This is a genomic window from Vallitalea sediminicola, from assembly GCF_054408565.1.
This window is the reverse complement of record NZ_BTPT01000014.1, coordinates 121315-141107: the sequence shown is the minus strand read 5'-3', so window position 1 is coordinate 141107 and position 19793 is coordinate 121315. Positions and strand designations below refer to the sequence as shown.

The following is a 19793-nucleotide window of genomic DNA, read 5'->3' as shown; positions in this document are numbered from 1 at the left end:
TTAAAGCCTTATGATATTATCATAAGGCATATATAAGTTTGTTCTATTTTCCTGTATGACCAAAGCCACCAGATCCTCGTTCCGTATTTTCTAGACCTTCTACTACTTCAAGATCTACTTGCTCAATTTTATTAATAACCATCTGAGCAATTCTTTCACCATGTTTTATAGTGAAATCATCTTCACCAAAGTTAATCATTATAACTTTTATTTCACCCCTGTAGTCTGCATCTATAGTCCCTGGTGTATTAACTAAACTAATACCATGCTTAAGAGCTAGACCACTTCTTGGTCTAATCTGTGCTTCATAGCCTGAAGGTAAAGCTATTTTTAGACCAGTAGGTATTAATTTTATTTTACCTTTTTCTAATAATACCTCCTCTTCTAAGCAAGCATATAAATCCATACCAGCCGCATCTTCACTCATGTACTTGGGTAATGGTAATATCTTTCCACTTTCAGTCTGCTCTACATAGACTTTTATTTTGTGCATAAGCTCTTAATCCTTTCAATATCAATATCTTTGTGTCTTCCAACTAAGGCTGTACTCATCTCATTGTAATTAAATGTTCTCTTTGCAAATTTAATGAAACTATCTAGATTAACCGCATTAATACCTTCTATCATTTCATCTTGTGATTTTATTCTATCTATCATAAGTTTTGTTTTACCATAACTGGACATTCTAGAATTCATATTTTCCAAACCTATTATAAGATTACTTTTCAATTGCTCTTTTGTCTGATTCAGTTCTTTTTCATCTATTCCCTTTTCAAGTAATAGATTAATTTCTTCTATAACACCTTGAATAACTGGTTCTATCTGAGTTGGATTAGTGGCTGCATATATATTGAGCATTCCTGCAATATTATAAGTCTCTACATAAGAATAGATTGAATATGCTAATCCTTTTTCTTCTCTGATAGATTGGAACAATCTTGAGTTAATACCTCCACCAAGAATAGTATTTAATATGGATAATATATAAATCTCATCTGATTTATATGGAATACTAGGAAAAGACATGCATAGATGAACTTGTTCTATATCTTTATCTTTTGTTACAAAGCATTTTTTATAATTGACTTCTTCTATTCTCTGAACTTTAGCTTTGCTTTCAAGAACAGAAAATCTGTTATTAATCTTTTCAAACATTTCATCAAAGTCAAATTTACCAACAACTGAAATCACAATATTTTCGGGTACATAGTGTTTAGACATATACTCTTTAATATTTTCTTTAGTAAAATTATTAATTAATTCTTTTGTTCCAAGAATATTATAACCTAGAGTTGAACCATTCCAAGCTTCTTCCTGAATTAAATCATGAACAATCTCTTCTGGTGAATCTTCATACATATTTAATTCTTCAATTATGACACCTTTTTCTTTTTTCATATCTTCGTCTTTCATAGCAGAATTAAGTATCATATCAGATAAAACGTCAAGAGCTACATCTATATGGTTATCAAGGGTATGAGCGTAGTAACACATATATTCTTTACCTGTAAATGCATTGATCCTACCCCCTACTTCTGACATTTCATCAGCAATATCTCTTGCTGTTCTAGTTTTAGTTCCTTTAAACATCATATGTTCTATAAAATGGGATATACCATTATTATTTTTATTTTCATCTATTGACCCATTTTTGATCCATATACCTAGTGCAACGGATCTTACAAATGAATTTTCTTCACCAACTATACATAATCCATTGTCCATAGTCTTTACTTTAACCATATTTTATCCTCCAAAAATCGCTTTATCCATAATCATATTATTTTTAATACTTATAAATACATTATGTGTATTTATGCTATAAATAAACAGATGAATTAAAAAAGGGTACATACCCTCCTTTAATTCATACCTTAATAATTATAAAATAATATTATTCTTTTGGTAATGCATCTTTTCTAGAAAGATTAATTCTTCCTTGATTATCTATCTCTGTTACCTTAACTAGAATTTCATCTCCAACGCTGACAACATCTTCAACTTTAGCTACTCTTTCATGAGCTAATTTTGATATATGCACAAGACCATCTTTACCTGGAGCAATTTCTACGAATGCACCAAATTTAGTGATTCTTGCTACTTTTCCAGTATAGATTGTACCAACTTCTATATCTTTAGCAATAGATTCAATAATTTTTAGGGCTTTATCAGTAGCTTCTCTTTCTACACCACAGATAAAGATTCTTCCATCATCTTCAATATCAATCTTAACCCCAGTTTCATCAATAATTTTATTAATAGTTTTTCCACGTGGTCCAATGACTTCGCTGATTTTCTCTGGATTAATCTTAGTTTGAACAATTTTTGGAGCCATCTCTGATAACTCTGGTCTTGGTTTGTCAATAGCTTTTAACATAACCTCATCTAAAATAAATAATCTTGCTCTTCTAGTTTGATATATAGCTTTTTCAATAATTTCATTAGTAAGTCCATGTATTTTGATATCCATTTGTATTGCTGTAATACCTTTATGAGTACCTGCTACCTTGAAATCCATATCTCCAAAGAAATCTTCAAGACCTTGTATATCAGTAAGCATAACATAATCATCATCAGTTTCACCTGTTACTAGTCCAACTGATATTCCTGCTACTGGTGCTTTAATTGGTACACCAGATGCCATTAGTGATAAAGTACTTGCACAAATACTTCCTTGAGAAGTTGAACCATTAGAACTAAGTACCTCAGATACAAGTCTAATTGCATATGGGAACTCTTCTTCTGATGGGATTACTGGTAATAATGCTTTTTCAGCTAAGGCACCATGTCCTATTTCTCTACGTCCAGGTCCTCTTGATGGTCTTGTTTCACCAACAGAATATGATGGGAAGTTATAATGATGTATATATCTCTTAGATGTTTCAAGTTCATCTAAACCATCAAGCATTTGAACTTCTCCTAGTGGACCTAATGTTGTAATTGTAAGAACTTGTGTTTGTCCACGACTAAATAATGCTGAACCATGTGTGTTAGGTAATAAATCAACTTCTGAAGTTAATTTTCTAATTTCATCAAGAGCACGACCATCTGGTCTTTTATGGTCTTTTAATATCATTTTCCTTACAGTTTGCTTCTGATATTTATATATTGCTTCACCAATATACTTAATCCACTCTTCATTTTCTTCTTCAAATTTCGCAGTAAGTTCATCTGTTATCTCAGTGATTCTTTGTTGTCTCACTTGTTTTTCATCAGTAAATACGGCGTCTTCCATTCTTTCGTCACCAACATAGTTTACAATTGCTTCATAAACTTCACTAGGGACATCAGTTTGTTGGTAACCATGTTTTTCTTTACCTTCTTTTTCAACAATACCATTTATCCATTCAACTATTTTTTTGTTTTCTTCATGTGCTTTAAATATTGCCTCTACCATAATTTCTTCGGATATTTCATCTGCACCAGCTTCAATCATAACAACTTTTTCTATAGTAGATGCAACTGTTAATGATAGTTTTGATTTTTCTCTTTGTGCTGCTGTAGGATTGACAACAAGCTCTCCATCAACATGTCCAATCATAATTGAACTTATTGGTCCTTGGAAAGGTATATCTGATATAGATAATGCTATAGATGAACCAATCATAGCAACTAATTCTGGTTGGCAATCTTGGTCAACTGATAATACTGTATTAACAATTGCACAATCATTTCTGTAATCTTTTGGAAACAAAGGTCTGATAGGTCTATCAATTACCCTTGAAGTAAGTACAGCATTTTCTGTAGGTTTTCCCTCTCTTTTAATAAATCCTCCTGGAATTTTCCCTACTGAATATAAACGTTCTGCATAATCAACGCTTAATGGAAAGAAATCAATTCCTTCACGTGGTTTTTCTGAAGCTGTTGCTGTAGTTAATACAACTGTATCTCCGTATTTAACTAATGCGGCTCCATTTGCTTGCTCTGCAACTTTTCCAATTTCAACAGATAGCGTTCTACCTGCTAATTCTAATGAATATACTCTAGACATTTAACAATCTCCTTTCGAAAAAATAATTTTGGTTTGTCTTTAGTCTAGATCCTTAGTCGTTAGTTTTCATCTTCCAATTTTGTTATATTAAAAAACAAAAACTAATGACTAAAGGTTAACTTTGCTAGTACTAAAGACATAAAACTTCTTACTCATATCTTCCTAATTTAAAATTATAGAGCGGATTTCTCCGCTCTTTAATAACCTAAAAACATAATTTCTAGGTTTCAATCAAATAAGATTATAACTATCTTCTTAATCCTAATCTTTTGATTAAGCTACGATATCCTTCAATATCTTTATTTTTAAGATATTGTAATAGACCTCTTCTTTGACCAACCATCATAAGTAATCCTCTTCTTGAGTGATGGTCTTTTTTGTGCATCTTTAAATGCTCTGTTAAATGATTGATTCTTTCAGTAAGTAATGCAATTTGAACTTCTGGTGAACCAGTATCATTAGCATTTCTTCCAAATTCTACGATTATTTCTTTTTTAGTCTTTTCCATTTTCTTACCTCCATAATTTTAGATAACACCGATTGCTAAGAAAGGGTCGGAGTATCCCAAGTTTCTGAGCAATGGCTTCCATCAATAAATTTTATCATAAATAGATATTTTTGTAAACAAATTATTTTATATGGCATTTAATTATTTATTTTGTACAATTCTAGATTCAAAAACCAAAGTAGCTTATATCTTCTATACTTGATATTTTTAACATTTTCACCTAAAAAAATACAAAACGCACATTATTTCTTCAACTAAACCCTCAATTACTATTTATCAATTAAGTTCATAACATATTTTATATTATTTGAGATTTCTCTTTTTAATTCATTAATAGAATCAAATTTCTTTTCTCGTCTAATGAATTTAATAAATTCTACAACTATAACTTGTCCATAAATATCTTCATCGAAACCTAATATATGTGTCTCTACAACTTTTTTTTGTCCATTTACTGTTGGATTGACTCCTACATTAGTGATACTGTCATATTTTTTATTATTAACATATATATTCGAATAATAAACACCATTAGGTGGTAATATTTTACATCTATGAGGTATTATATTAGCTGTAGGGAATCCAAATTTTCTTCCATTTTTTTTACCTTCTACAACTTTTCCTGTTATACTAAAATTAACACCCAATAATTTATTCCCTAATTCAATATTACCTTCTTTTATCTCTTGCCTAATCCAAGTGCTGCTTACAATATTATTGTTATATGCAATTTTTTGGATTGTAATTAGTTCATATCCATATTCAGAAGATAATTTTTCTAATAACTTAATATCTCCTTTTCTCTTGTGCCCAAATCTGTAATCTTTTCCAACTACAATAAATTTAGCGTTTAGTTGTTTGCAGATAACTTTTTCAACAAAATCCTCTGGGGTCATCTTTGCTGTAACTAAATCATAAGGATATTCAATAAATATATCTATATTACTTAAAAGTCTTTCCTTTTCACAGCTTAGGTATATAAGGTCAACAGGTTCTTTATTCGCTAATACAAAACTTGGATGTGGGTCAAAAGTAAGAACTAATGATTTTAGACCAAGTTCTCTAGATAGCTCCAATGCCTTACATATTAGTTTTCTATGACCGATATGTATTCCATCAAAATTGCCTAGGACTACAACGGAAGGAGGAGATGTAAACTCTTTTGTATCTTTAATGTATTGCATCTGACAATCTCCTTACAAAAACAATTTAATAGGCTTTAATATCATATTTTCATCTTTTATCATTGATTGGTATACGCCAATAAAATTGTTGTTTTCATCATATATTCTATACTGCATTTGATTGATTATATCTTCGTTCCCTTTTATAGATTCCACTTTTAATTTATTCCCATTATAAAGAAATTTATCGTATCTTGAATGAATAACTAATTTACTATAATTCGGAAAAACTTGATCTATGCTAGTAACTATTTCATTCAATTTATTATTTTCGATATAATAATCCACTTCTTCTAACTTAATGCTAGAATTAATACTAAATAAACTTGATTTTGTTCTTATTAGTTTACTCATGTGTGCTCCACAACCAAGCTTAGTTCCAATATCAGCACAAAGTGTCCTAATATATGTACCTTTTGAACACTCTACTTTCATATCAATATTATTACCATCAATTTTTATTATATCAATATTATAAATGTATATGTTTCTAGCTTTACGTTCAATAGTTTTTCCTTGCCTTGCTAACTTGTATAATCTTTTGCCATTTACCTTTAGAGCCGAATACATAGGTGGTACCTGACTATAGTCACCTATAAAAGAATTAACAGCTTCTTCAATTTGTTCTTTAGAACTTGTCACTTCTTTTTTACTAATAACTTCACCGGTATGATCCTCAGTATCTGTTTCTATTCCAAGGGTCATTGTAGCTAAATATGTCTTAGTTGTATCTGTAATATAATCAGCTACTTTTGTAGCTTTTCCTATACATACAGGAAGTACACCTTCCGCTTCTGGATCAAGTGTACCTGTATGCCCTACTTTTTTAATTTTTAATTTTCTTCTAAGAATTGCTACTACATCAAATGATGTATAACCTTTTTCTTTGTAAATATTAATTATTCCATTCATATGATATCCTTTATCTGCTCTTCTACTGCACTAATCAATTCATCTTTTATTTCGGCTAAATTACCGGACATTGTACATCCTGAAGCTTTTATATGTCCCCCACCGCCAAATTTTTTAGCTATTTTACATACATCTATATCTTTTCGTGATCTTAAGCTTGCTTTATAATCATTACCGCTATTTTGTATAATAAATATTGCACATTCACTTTCTATCACTTCATTTAATATTTGTACGATGCTTTCTGTATCTTTTTTACTACAATCATGCTCCTTAAGTTCATCTATACTTAAGGATGTAAGTATTACCTTATCATCACTATAAAACTCAGTGTTTTTAATAGCTGTTCCTAAGATTTTCAATGATTTGTATGATTTGTAATATAAAAGTCTATTAGTAATATCAGTAAAATCTATTTCATACTTAATCAATTCACCAGCTATTTCATGAGTTCTACTAGAAGTATTACTATGTTTGAATGCTCCAGTATCATAGATAATTCCTGTATACAATGCTTCGCATATATCTTTATCTAATAACTCTGTATCTCTTGAACCTTCAAGTATCTCATATATCATCTCACAAGTAGAACTAACATCTGAAACATAGTTATAATCAGCAAATTCTGTATTACTGATGTGGTGGTCAATATTAATAGTTGTAGTAGCTTTATCAAAAAGCTCAGAATACACTCCAAGTCTTTCTTTATCTCCACAATCAAGAGAGATAAAAACTTGAGTATCTTTCTTGATTGTTGTTAGTAAATAATTGTTGCCTTTTAGATAATCATATGTATCAGGTACATTCTCCAAAGCAACCGTAGCATTAATTCCTTTTTTATGGAGAATCGATGCTAATGCATAGCATGCACCAACGCAATCTCCATCTGGATGTATATGTCCTGATATTATAATATCTTTGTAACCATCACATATATTAATTATTTCTTGTAGATTCATATTATTCACCTTTTGGTTTATTAACTTCGTCAATTAATTTTGACATATTAACTCCATATTCAATAGATTGATCTACGACAAATGTTATTTCTGGAGTATTCCTCAGATTTATTCTTTTAGCTAATTCATTTCTAATAAATCCTGTAGAACATTTTAAACCTTCCAAAGTATCACTTTGAGACGTCTTATCTCCAAGAACGCTAACATATATCTTACAAAATTTTAAATCTGGAGTAGTATCTACACTTACGACACTTGTCATATGATTAACTCGGGGATCTTTTAATCCTCTGTTTATGATACTACTTACTTCTTTTCTAATTTCTTCATTAATTTTAATAATTCTATTACTTCTTTTCTTCATTTCTACTCACCTTCTTATATTATGAGCAATACATATTATAATATATCCTGATTATTATATAGCTTATTATCTAGGTATCTCTTCCATAACATATGCTTCAACAATATCCCCTTCTTTTAGGTCATTGAATTTGTTAAGCATAATACCACATTCATATCCAGAATTAACTTCTTTTACGTCATCCTTGAATCTCTTGAGTGATTCAAGTTCACCTTCGTATACAACTATTCCATCACGAACAAGTCTAACTTTTGCATTTCTTGTAAACTTACCATCTTGTACATAAGAACCTGCAATTGTTCCAACACTTGATACTTTGAAAGTCTGTCTAACTTCAGCATGACCTATAACTTTTTCTCTATATTCTGGATCAAGCATACCTTTCATAGCAGCTTCAATATCCTCAATAGCATTGTATATTACTCTATATAGACGCACATCAATTTGTTCACTTTCTGACACAGCTTTTGCACTAGCTTCTGGACGAACATTAAATCCTATAATTATAGCATTTGATGCGGATGCAAGCATTACATCAGATTCGTTGATTGCACCTACTCCACCATGAATAACTTTTATCATAACCTCTTCATTAGATAATTTGACAAGACTTTGTTTTACTGCCTCAACAGATCCTTGTACATCTGCCTTAACAACAATATTAAGTTCCTTCATATTACCAGCTTGTATTTGACTGAATAGGTCATCAAGAGTAACCTTTTGTGGTGTATTCTGAATAAGTTTTTCTCTATCTCTTCTGATTACTTTTTCAGCTACATGTCTAGCTTCTCTTTCATTCTTAGCAGTATAGAAAGCATCTCCAGCTACAGGAACTTCTGATAATCCTAATATTTCAACTGGCGTAGAAGGACCTGCCTGTTTAACTCTTCGTCCTTTATCATCAATCATGGCTCTAATCTTACCATATGCAGTACCTGCAATAATAGCATCACTAACCTTTATTGTACCATTCTGAATAAGAACAGTTGCTACAGGACCTCTTCCTTTATCAAGCTGTGCTTCAACAATCGTACCACTAGCTTTTCTATTAGGATTAGCTTTTAATTCTTCCATTTCAGCTACTAGAAGAATCATTTCAAGTAGTTGATCAAGACCTGTTTTTTCTACCGCTGAGACTGGTACACAAATAGTATCTCCACCCCAGTCTTCTGCTACTAAACCATATTCTACTAATTCTTGTTTAACCCTATCTTGATTAGCACCTGGTTTGTCAATTTTATTAATAGCTACAATTATTTGCACATTCGCAGCTTTTGCATGGTTTATAGCTTCAACAGTCTGAGGCATAACTCCATCATCTGCAGCAACAACAAGTATTGCTATATCTGTAGCCATAGCACCTCTAAGACGCATTGCTGTAAAAGCCTCATGACCAGGTGTATCTAAAAATGTAATATCATTATTATTTATAGTTACAACTGATGCACCAATATGCTGAGTTATTCCACCAGCTTCTCTTGATGTAACATTACTTTCACGTATAGCATCTAATAAAGATGTTTTACCATGGTCAACGTGACCCATAACAACAACAATAGGAGATCTAGTAACTAAATCTTTTTCATCATCTGGTTCCTCAGCAAAGAATTCGTCAACTATATCTATCTCTTCTTCTTCTTGAGTAATAACATTAAATTCTAAAGCAACAGAACTTGCTGTTTCAAAATCAATTTCTTGGTTAGCAGTAGCCATGATACCTTTTAACATAAGGGATTTTACTATATCAGATGATTGTTTATCAAGTTTCTCTGCTAAATCTTTTACAGTTATATTAGTTGGTATTAATATTACTTCTAAATCTTCGTCGTTTTCTATTTCTACAGTTTCCATATTGGTATCTACTACCTCTTTATTCTTATTATCATTACCAGGAGCATAGTATTCATTTATAATACGTGCTTCCTCGTCTGTCAATGAGCTCATATGATTTTTCACTTCAATATTAAAATCTTTTAACGTGTTAAGTAATTTTTTATTACTTAATCCAAGTTGTTTAGCGATTTCATATACGCGAACTTTTGACATATTACCACCTCCGCAAATTTAAGTCTTGAAATTAGTAACAAGTGGTTAGATTTTATTACTGACATTATATACTTTTTAGTAAATCTAATCACAATACTTGTGTGTCTATTAATTTTCAAGGTATATATAGTTATTGAACCTCAAAATTGGAATTATTACTTGAATAAAAATCTTATAATTTTTTTTCAATAGCATTGGCAAATCCATCGTCTAGAATACCTATAGATGCTCTGATATCTTTGCCAATAGCTTTACCCAAATCTTCTTTTGTACCAAACTCTATAAGCTTCACTTTATGTGTAAAGCATATATTATTAAATAGTTTTTTTGTATTCTTAGAAGAATCAGTTGCTATTATCACTAGCTTAGCAGTTTCATTCTTTACAGCTTTTTCAGTCATGAATTCTCCTGAACTCAGCAGTGAAGCCCGCTTACATAGTCCTATTAGAGAATAAACTTTTTTATCCATTTATTTTACTTAATTCCTCCTTAAGGGCACTATACACATCGCTTGGGATACTTGCTTTAAAAGAACGTTCTAATCCTTTGTTCTTAATAGCTTTTTCAAGACATGTTATAGATGGACATATATATGCACCTCTACCATTTATTTTACCAGTACTATCAATGGATATATTACCTTCTTTTGTTCTAACAACCCTAATCAATTGTCTTTTATCCTTCATTTCTTGGCAACCTGTGCATTTTCTTAAAGGTATTTTCCTAGCCATTTTCATCATTCCCTTCTTCATTGTTTTTATTAAGAATGGTTATGAAAGAAGTAAATACTAGTAAAGTTCTTCCTCATCTAAAGAGTTTCTTGATAAAAGTGCTCCAAGAGTCTCTTCTTCAGTTATAAAATTAGTCTGTTTAGCTTGTGTCTCACTTTTAATATCAATTCTGTAACCAGTAAGTTTTGCAGCTAGTCTTGCATTTTGCCCTTCTTTTCCAATTGCTAGTGACAATTGATAATCTGGAACAACTACCTTAGCGCTCTTATCTTGTTCATTAACAATAACCTTCACTACTTTTGAAGGACTAAGAGCAGCTGATATAAATTTCACTGGGTCTTCATCCCAAGGAATAATATCAATTTTTTCTCCTCTAAGTTCATTTACAATTATTGATACTCTCGCACCATTATGACCAACACATGATCCTACTGGATCTACATCTCGATTAGTTGAATTTACTGCTAGCTTTGTTCTAGAACCTGCTTCCCTAGAAATACCTTTTATTTCTACAATACCATCATGAACTTCAGGAACTTCTTGTTCAAATAATCTTTTAATAAGTTCAGGATGCGTTCTTGACACATACACCTTAGGTCCTTTAGTACTTTCTTTTACTTCTAGAACATAAACTTTAAATCTCTCATTAGGATAATATCTCTCGCCTGGTACTTGTTCTTTATCAGCTAAAATAGCGTCTATTTTTCCTAAGTTAATAATTACATTATCTCTTACTTGTCTTTGGATAATACCAGTAATAACATCTTTTTCTTTAGTTATATATTGATTGAATATAACTTCTCTTTCAGCTTCTCTTATTTTTTGAACAACAACTTGCTTAGCTTTCTGAGCTGCAATTCTACCGAAGTTTTTAGGTGTTATTTCAATATTTATTATATCACCAAGCTTATAAGTTGGATTTATTTTCTTAGCATCTTCTAACGAAATAGTAAGGTGTTTATCTTCTACATCTTCTACAACTTCTTTTTCAGCATAAACCGTAACATCACCTCTATCACGGTCAATCTCAACTTTTATATTTTGTGCAGTACCAAAGTTATTCTTACATGCTGTAACTAAAGAAACTTCAATTGTCTCAATTAATATATCCTTACTAATACCCTTTTCTTTCTCAATTTGGTTCAATGCTTCAATAAATTCAGCATTCATTTTAATCCTCCTCAGTATTTTTATCTAATAGGAAAACTCTTTAATTTAGCAAATGACATTAAAAGCGTTCTCATTTCAAAATATATTTAAAATAATATTGCCAGTCTAATAATTGCTATATCAGTCCTTGCAATAGACCAATCTTCACCATTCTCTAACTCAAGTGTAATACTATCGTCATCATAACTCTTTAACAAACCTACAAATTCTTTACTCTTATTAATAGATCTATATAATTTAATTTCTACTTTTTCGCCTAAACTTCTAGCAAAATCTTTATCTTTTTTTAACGGCCTATCAAGCCCAGGTGAACTAACTTCTAGTATATATGGCTCTTTAATCGGGTCTTTATCTTCAAATTCACTATCAAAAGATCTGCTTACAAGTTCACAATCATCTATTGTAATTCCACCGTCTTTATCAATGAAAATTCTTAGATACCAATTAGAAGCTTCTTTTATATATTCAACATCTACAAGTTCAAATTTATTTTCTTCTAGAATTGGAATCAATATTTCTTCTACTAATGTTTCCACATGTTCTCTAAATGACAACTTATATCACCCTTCTTTCTATTAGCTTATATACATAACAAGAGTGGACTTTCGTCCACTCTTTCTAGTACTCATTATTATATCTGAGACTATTATACCACCTAAACATCTAATTTGCAAGAAAATACTTGTTATAAATTAACAGCTAGGAAATCTTACTTATGTTGACACCCTAAGTTTCAAGTATTTATTAATTAATTAGTACCTTGCTATATTTATTATTATAACCGATAATTAGATAATAATACAAATAAGCCCTCCATTAGCATCATTAACTATTTTTTGTAATGTTTCTTGTAACTTATCTCTAGCATCTTCCGGCATTCTAAAAATCTTGTTTTGAAGCCCATCATTAACTAGATCATGTAATGATTTTCCGAAAACATTGGTATCCCATATTTTTGCAGGATCACTTTCGAACTCACCCAGTAAATAGCTAAGAAATTCTTCGCTTTGTTTTTCTGTTCCCACTAATGGTGATACTTCTGTCTGAATATCACATTTAATCATATGAATAGTTGGTGCACTTGCTTTTAATTTAACACCAAATTTATTACCCTGTTTGACAATCTCTGGTTCTTGCAACGATAATTCACTTACCATAGGTGTAACGATTCCATATCCTTTAGCCTTAACTTCATTCAATGCTGTAGATACTTTATCATATTCTTCTTTTACTTTACCTAGTTTTTTGATCAGGGACATGAATTGGTATTCACCTTTTATTTCAGTTCCCATTAAATCACTTAAAATATCATAGTAGTAATCATCATTGAAGTTGATATCAATATTGGCACAACCACTAGAGAGATCAATTTTATCTAATTTAACTTTAGTTATATAATCATTTTCTACGGTCAGAGTTTCTTCTTTTTTAAGATCTCTGATAGCATCAACTGAATCCATGATATCTTTTACTGAATCAATTAATGAGGATTTCAACCAATGGTCATTATCTAACATCTCAATCCATTTTGGTACATTGAAATTAACTACTGATAATGGAAATTCAAGCAATACACTCTCAAGAATCTTAATGACATCTTCTTTTTTTAACTGGTCACAGTTAACTGGCAAAACAGGTACATTATACTTATCTTCTAATTCGGTTGCTGTTAAGATTGTATCGTCTGAATAAGGTCTAAGTGAGTTAAGTATCACTACATATGGTTTGGATAATTTTTTTAGCTCATCAATAGTCCTTTCTTCTGCCTCAATATAATTTTCCCTAGGTATTTCACCAAATGAACCATCAGCTGTCACAACAATTCCTATAGTCGAATGGTCATTAATAACTTTCTTAGTTCCAATTTCAGCTGCTTGAGTAAATGGAATATCATAATTGAACCAAGGTGTTTTTACTTTTCTTTCTTCATCATTCTCTAAATGTCCAGTTGCTCCTTCCACCATATAACCAACACAGTCAATCATCCTAACACTAAATTCTACATCATCTGACAAAGTTATTCTTGCAGCTTCTTGGGGAATGAACTTTGGCTCTGTAGTCATAATTGTTTTCCCAGCTGCACTTTGTGGAAGCTCATCTAGTGTTCTTTCTTTACTATGTACATTTTCTATATTAGGCAACACCAATAAATCCATGAATCTCTTAATAAATGTAGATTTACCTGTTCTAACGGGTCCAACCACTCCCATATATATTTCTCCGTTTGTTCTAGCTCTAATATCCTTATAAATATCGTATTCTCCCAACATCTATATCCTCCCTATAAGTATTCTTATATATAAATATATGATATAGATATTGGAATATGACAGCCTATATATTATTTAATATTCGTAATTTAATTATGTGGCTGGGGCTCATCATTAAAGTAACCTTCAGGAACAATAGGATATTCGGAAAAATTCCACGCTCTATTACCAAATGAAGTCATGTAACCATCGGAAACCAGAAAAAATGCATTACATCCATTAGAAGCACTACTATCGTTCCAAGTCGTATCAATATGATAATATTTCCCATCAACTTTTACTAAATTCCAAGCATGAGGTTCTTTAGAACTCCTTCCAACAATATATTTATTCTCTAAACCTGCTTTATCAAATAATAGTTTGGTTGCTAAAGCATAACCTCCACAAACTGCTATACCATACTTAAAGACACCATATGGCGTACCTGATATACGTGGAAGTTTTTCAATATCTACAGAATAATTTTCATTATCGTATTTCGTTTGTTCAACGATATATTTATTTATAGCTTTGACTTTCTCTAATTCATTCATTGACTCATTTATTATTTTATTAATAACTTTATCTGCTTCATTATTAACATAATCTAACTCTTCTTGAGTCATATTTGTTTGTCCAGCAGTATTTATCCTTTCAAATTCAACTTTACATGTCCCATCTCTATTTATCACTTCACACGTTTCTATATTTCTAACTATTGCGATTGAATCTTTAAATGATGTTGCTTCTATATACCGTGGTTTAATAAACCAGCTTCCAGTCTTATCTAAATAGCCAAATCTAATAGTTTTATCTAAAGCCTTTTCATCCTTTTTAACTCCAACTGCAACTACCCCTTCACTAAAGTTTTTTGCCTTTCTAAATGCTTCGTTAATTATTAAATTGAGGTTACTATTATAAAAAGCATAATACTTCTTATTTAATTTTTTAAATTGCACTCTATATATTCCCTCGGAATATTCAATCTCTTGAAATGGATACAATTCACCATTTTTATCAGTAAATTCTATTACTACTTTCCCTGTGTTTTTATTAAACAAACCTTTATGAACACTAGGTTCTCTCCTTGAAAATATTATATCTTCATTATGCACTTCAAGAATGTTACCAATTGGATAATCTATCAACCTACTATCTAGAGTAAAATAATATTTCGCATTCTCAGAATCTATATTACATTTATAATACTTCAATCCATATTCATCTTCTTCAATACTATTAGGCACTTTTATTTTTTGTACAATGCTTCCCTCCTTATCAATTACACATATATTCTTTTTACCATCTTTCTTATCATATATTTCTGTTATCGCCTTTCCATTAGAAAAATTAGTTCCTATTTCGAAATTATGTTCAAATACATATTTTCCTTCTTTTGATATATATCCTCTATCACCATTTCCTTCTACAACAAAAGCTAATCCTTCGTTAAATTCTTTTCCACTAAAGAATTTGGGCTTAATTATCCAGTTCATTTTTTTATCTACATATCCATAAAGTCCCGTATTTTCATCATATTTCAAATGCAAATTTGTGTCAGCACCATTAATCAATCTAGTTGTAATAGCACCATCTTCATATAGTTTTTCTCTAAGAGATCTATCTTCATTTCTTAACTTTACATTTAAAGCCATATAAGAAATGCGGACCATATTACCTCTTAGAAAAAGAGAATTTGCTATTTTATTTACCTCACTATCTGTCATCAAATTGAGGCTTTTCCCTTTCTCCAACGATGTACTCCAATTAAAATCTCCTTTAGAATCATCATACCTCAAAGCACGTAAAACAAAAGTCATATAACTTTTAACATCTAATAAATCGTTAGCTCCAAATTTATCTTTTGTTAATCCTTTTGTTAATTCATTTTCATACATATATCCTATATAGTTATTTGCCCAAGATGGTACATCTGTAAAAGGATGTGAATAACTGCCATTCAAAACTTCTTCTTCTTTTCCTAAAAGTCTAATTAACATAACTGCACCAACTGTTCTTGTTGGCGCTTCATCAAGTTCATATCCTTTACTAGTCCCCTTGAATAGTCCAAGTTCATTAAGTCTCTCTGCATACTGGTTATAATCATCATTTGCAAATATTGATTGTGAAAATATTAGCATTAACATTACTGTACATATCAACGTTATATTTATTCTTTTCATATCATTCTCCTACTTCCAAATTATTTCGCCATTTGAAGTTACTTCTGCTTCTTTATCTTTAAGGTAATATTTATATTTACCATTACTTAGATTTGATATTCTGTCAAAAACAGGTTCTACAAGCCATGTTCCATCTTTTTTTAATATGCCATAAAATTTATTTAAGAAATCTGAACTATAGCCACCTGCTGGTGCGATACTATTTTGAAATGGAAATCCTTGCCATAGAGAAATATTATCGCCTATAACCGTTTTTTCATTATGATCTATGTATCTACCATTTTCTCCATTACTCACATATGCTAGACCTTCACCGTAACTTGTAGCTTCTTTATAAATATCACTTACCTTATTTCCATTTTTGTCTATAAAATGTAACTGATCAACTTTCTTACCAACTAATGCTTTTCCTTCACTAAATGCATTCGCTACTTTATATACTTCATCATTAATAATTTTATTATTTTTATCAATAAATTTGTATATATCATTTACTTTTCCAAGAACTATATCTTCACTCACAATAGGTGAATTATCAAAAATAGGATCAATTATTGTTCCATCCATAAATACTATTCCATACTTACCATCTTTTAAAATTTCAAAATAGTTCTGTTTAGTACTACCTGAGTAAGCCCTATAAGCATTATCATATACCGGCTTAATGAAACAACTTTGATCAAGCCTTACATAACCAACTTTATCTTTTTTAGTAACTCTAGCCAATTCGTCTTCATATATTCCTATTGAATCATAATCACAAACTACATTATTATCATTCTGAATTGGCGTAAAATCATTATTTAAAAATGACTCTTTTCCATTTTTTTTGACTTTTACTACTGGTGGAGTACTTGTATCATCTTCGTACATACATGTCTTAATTCCATCATTACCAATTGTTTCTACTACTATTTGGTTTTGATAATAATTTCTATCAATATAATCATAAACTGGTTCTAGTATTTCATTTCCTCTTTTATCAATGATTCCTTGTTTATTATTAAGAAATACTTTTGCATATCCATCTGGACCAAAGTATGCTATATCATCATATTTGGGAATTATTAGAATACTACCATCTTTTTTAATAATACCTTTTTTTCCGTTTTTCATTACATAATAATTATTTCTATTCACAATTATATCATCATATTTTTCATTGTTTAAATATGTACCATCTTTTTGTAAAACCTGTTCTTTTCCATTAGATTTGACAATAAAAGAATTATTACAAGTATAAATTCTAATATCATCATATATTACATCCGATATGTAGTATCCAGAATAATCAATAATACCATATTTTCCATCTTTACCTACTTTTAAGTAAGTTTGTTTTAAATCACTTTCAATTCCAAAATCATTATATATACGTTCAAAAATACCGCTAACACTATCAAATACTGGTTCAATAACTTTACCATCAAAAAAAATCATACCTTTTTTATCTTTTCCATTTATTTTTTTACTTGTTCTAATATAAGTATCTAACATTAGGCATTTATCGTAACTAGGCTCAATCAATTTCTTTTGTTGCATAAAATACAATCCTACCTTATTATCTTCGTTTGTAACCTTTATTATATTTTGTTTCTCAAATTTATTAATATGATTAAAACCACTAATATACTTATATTTTAAATCTAAAATGAATGTTTGATTTTCATCAATTAATCCACATTTTCTATTACCATATTCCCCAATCCCTACTACAGCATAGCCTTCGTCGAAGTTACTAACACAATCGTATTCAGGTGATATTAAATATTCACCCTCTTTATTGATATAGCCATATTTAATTGGAGAATCCTTATCTTTTCTAATTCCTACTCCAGCGACTCCTTCGTAAAAATTATCAGCATAATAATATTTGGGTTCTATAATCCAATTACCTGACTTATCAATATAACCATATTTCCATACTCCTTCCCATACTCCTGCTACTGCATAATCTTCATAGTATTGGTATAATCTTTCAATGTGATATTTACTAGCATATGCGTTATTAAATATGCTAAAAAACATTATTATTAATACTAGTAATGATAATATCTTTTTTTTCATAAAATCCTCCTCAAATATTCTTTATATTATTAACTGATGTTATGTCTTTTCATAATAACATATGGTTATTAGTCCAACAAGTAATATTATTTAATACTTAATTAATAAATATTTAATTGACAAATCCGTACTACAGTTGTAAGATGGTTTGTGTACTACAAGTGTAGGAAGGTGGTTAATAAAATGGCTAAAATATCAGAATCCGAATGGAAGGTAATGAAAATTTTATGGGATAAGAATCCCTTGACTTCCAAAGAGATTGTTGATTATGTCTTAGAAGAAAATGATTGGAGCAGAAAAACAGTCCATACCCTTATTAGCAGACTAGCTAATAAAGGTGTAATCAATATAGCAAAGAAAAATAAATACTATGAATATTCACCTTGTATCTCAAAATCAGATTGTCAGATAGAAGAAACAAATACTTTTTTAGAAAAAGTGTATAATGGCTCTCTACAAATGTTCCTAACCAACTTTGTTAAGAATCAACGTCTATCTAAAGAAGAAATAGCTGAATTAAAATCAATAATCAATAATAATCCTACAGAACAAAAGTAATATCAGGAGGTCAAGCATGCAGAGAGTATTAATTTTAATTTTTATCTTCTTACTTAGTCTTAACATGAAACACACTAATAATCTAGAGTCGGAAATTATAATTAATAAAAAGTCTTATACATATAGCTTTGAAAATAATACAATCTTTTTATATGATGAAAAAGAAGATAAACATTATAATAATACCATTAATATTCCAGATAATAAAATTATACTATGTATGACTACGGGTGATTTAGATCATGATGACACAGATGAAATACTACTACTTTCTTCGGAAAAAGGAAAAAAGTATGGCAATGACTTAATAATCTATACAATAATTATAGAGAATGAAACAATCAAATTCAATGAAATATATAAAAATGATTTCACAAATATCAAGCCATGGGAAATAAAATTATGTGATCTGGACGGAGATAATAACAAAGATATATATATAGGAGTATACAAATCAACACCTATGTTTGACAAAGTGGAAAACAGACCTTTTTTCTTTAACTGGAATGGCAAAATACTTACAAAGAAATGGACTGGTTCAAAGTTAGAACATCCTCTAGAAAGCGTATATTTTTCTGATATCATAGGTAATTCCAACGAAGAAATGATAGTTGTAGAAAAACTCGAAAACACTAAAGAAGTAGTTAGTATTTATTATTGGTTTAATTTCGGATTTATTAAATTTGCTGAAAGCAACAGTTACTATAACATAAAAGATATTAGCTTTATAACACAAGATGACATAAAATATATATCACTAAATCTAGGTAGACAAAAACATATAAAGTTACATTTAGAGGGAAATAAATTCATAGAAAACATTAGTTTAGACTAATCATTAATTATTGATGATATTTATTAGGAGGGTATA

18 protein-coding genes are annotated in these 19793 nt (G+C 30.0%); 2 read left to right on the top strand and 16 right to left on the bottom strand.

Translation table 11 applies throughout. From position 1 onward, the window contains the following. Positions 1–43: 43 nt before the first annotated feature. The 16 genes from dut to ACX6CF_RS06720 all read right to left on the bottom strand — a co-directional run bounded on the left by dut (position 44) and on the right by ACX6CF_RS06720 (position 18364). Positions 44–493, bottom strand: a complete 450-nt coding sequence (dut, locus tag ACX6CF_RS06795; RefSeq protein WP_458784552.1) for a dUTP diphosphatase — start codon at positions 491–493, stop codon at positions 44–46. After that, positions 481–1743: a M16 family metallopeptidase gene (locus tag ACX6CF_RS06790; protein WP_458784551.1), complete on the bottom strand. Its 1263-nt coding sequence runs from the start codon at positions 1741–1743 to the stop codon at positions 481–483. The genes dut and ACX6CF_RS06790 overlap by 13 nt, the downstream gene beginning before the upstream one ends. 151 nt (positions 1744–1894) lie before the next feature. Beyond that, positions 1895–3991, bottom strand: coding sequence for a polyribonucleotide nucleotidyltransferase (locus ACX6CF_RS06785; protein WP_458784550.1), 2097 nt, complete (start codon positions 3989–3991; stop codon positions 1895–1897). Positions 3992–4238: 247 nt separating this feature from the next. Continuing rightward, positions 4239–4499 (bottom strand): 30S ribosomal protein S15, encoded by a 261-nt coding sequence (rpsO, locus tag ACX6CF_RS06780; RefSeq protein ID WP_458784549.1) that lies wholly within the window; start codon positions 4497–4499, stop codon positions 4239–4241. Positions 4500–4768: 269 nt separating this feature from the next. Further along, positions 4769–5683 carry a bifunctional riboflavin kinase/FAD synthetase gene (locus tag ACX6CF_RS06775; RefSeq protein WP_458784548.1) on the bottom strand — a complete coding sequence of 305 codons (915 nt, stop codon included), beginning with the start codon at positions 5681–5683 and terminating at the stop codon, positions 4769–4771. A 12-nt stretch (positions 5684–5695) separates the two neighbouring features. Beyond that, positions 5696–6595 (bottom strand): tRNA pseudouridine(55) synthase TruB, encoded by a 900-nt coding sequence (gene truB / locus ACX6CF_RS06770; protein WP_458784547.1) that lies wholly within the window; start codon positions 6593–6595, stop codon positions 5696–5698. Beyond that, a complete protein-coding gene (locus ACX6CF_RS06765) occupies positions 6592–7554 on the bottom strand; it encodes a DHH family phosphoesterase (protein ID WP_458784546.1) in 963 nt (320 codons plus the stop codon). Before ACX6CF_RS06765 ends, truB begins: the two co-directional genes overlap by 4 nt. Before the next feature lies 1 nt (position 7555). Next, positions 7556–7918 carry a 30S ribosome-binding factor RbfA gene (gene rbfA, locus ACX6CF_RS06760; protein WP_458784545.1) on the bottom strand — a complete coding sequence of 121 codons (363 nt, stop codon included), beginning with the start codon at positions 7916–7918 and terminating at the stop codon, positions 7556–7558. Between the two features lie 66 nt (positions 7919–7984). Beyond that, a complete protein-coding gene (infB, locus tag ACX6CF_RS06755) occupies positions 7985–9964 on the bottom strand; it encodes a translation initiation factor IF-2 (protein WP_458784544.1) in 1980 nt (659 codons plus the stop codon). 172 nt (positions 9965–10136) lie between these two features. After that, positions 10137–10433, bottom strand: coding sequence for a L7Ae/L30e/S12e/Gadd45 family ribosomal protein (locus tag ACX6CF_RS06750; protein WP_458784543.1), 297 nt, complete (start codon positions 10431–10433; stop codon positions 10137–10139). Continuing rightward, positions 10426–10695: an RNase P modulator RnpM gene (gene rnpM / locus ACX6CF_RS06745; RefSeq protein ID WP_458784542.1), complete on the bottom strand. Its 270-nt coding sequence runs from the start codon at positions 10693–10695 to the stop codon at positions 10426–10428. The genes ACX6CF_RS06750 and rnpM overlap by 8 nt, the downstream gene beginning before the upstream one ends. A gap of 57 nt (positions 10696–10752) precedes the next feature. Then, on the bottom strand, positions 10753–11865 hold the full coding sequence (gene nusA / locus ACX6CF_RS06740; RefSeq protein WP_458784541.1) for a transcription termination factor NusA: 1113 nt from the start codon (positions 11863–11865) through the stop codon (positions 10753–10755). 86 nt (positions 11866–11951) lie between these two features. Further along, positions 11952–12419, bottom strand: a complete 468-nt coding sequence (rimP, locus tag ACX6CF_RS06735; RefSeq protein WP_458784540.1) for a ribosome maturation factor RimP — start codon at positions 12417–12419, stop codon at positions 11952–11954. A 234-nt stretch (positions 12420–12653) separates the two neighbouring features. Further along, positions 12654–14132 (bottom strand): stage IV sporulation protein A, encoded by a 1479-nt coding sequence (spoIVA, locus tag ACX6CF_RS06730; protein ID WP_458784619.1) that lies wholly within the window; start codon positions 14130–14132, stop codon positions 12654–12656. A gap of 92 nt (positions 14133–14224) precedes the next feature. After that, positions 14225–16297: a WG repeat-containing protein gene (locus ACX6CF_RS06725; protein ID WP_458784539.1), complete on the bottom strand. Its 2073-nt coding sequence runs from the start codon at positions 16295–16297 to the stop codon at positions 14225–14227. A gap of 9 nt (positions 16298–16306) precedes the next feature. After that, positions 16307–18364: a WG repeat-containing protein gene (locus tag ACX6CF_RS06720; protein ID WP_458784538.1), complete on the bottom strand. Its 2058-nt coding sequence runs from the start codon at positions 18362–18364 to the stop codon at positions 16307–16309. 183 nt (positions 18365–18547) lie between these two features. Between ACX6CF_RS06720 and ACX6CF_RS06715 the strand changes: the two genes are divergently transcribed. Both ACX6CF_RS06715 and ACX6CF_RS06710 read left to right on the top strand, forming a co-directional pair. Then, a complete protein-coding gene (locus ACX6CF_RS06715; RefSeq protein ID WP_458784537.1) occupies positions 18548–18922 on the top strand; it encodes a BlaI/MecI/CopY family transcriptional regulator in 375 nt (124 codons plus the stop codon). A gap of 16 nt (positions 18923–18938) precedes the next feature. Next, complete coding sequence (locus ACX6CF_RS06710; RefSeq protein WP_458784536.1) at positions 18939–19757, top strand: hypothetical protein; 819 nt, start codon at positions 18939–18941, stop codon at positions 19755–19757. Positions 19758–19793 lie beyond the last annotated feature (36 nt).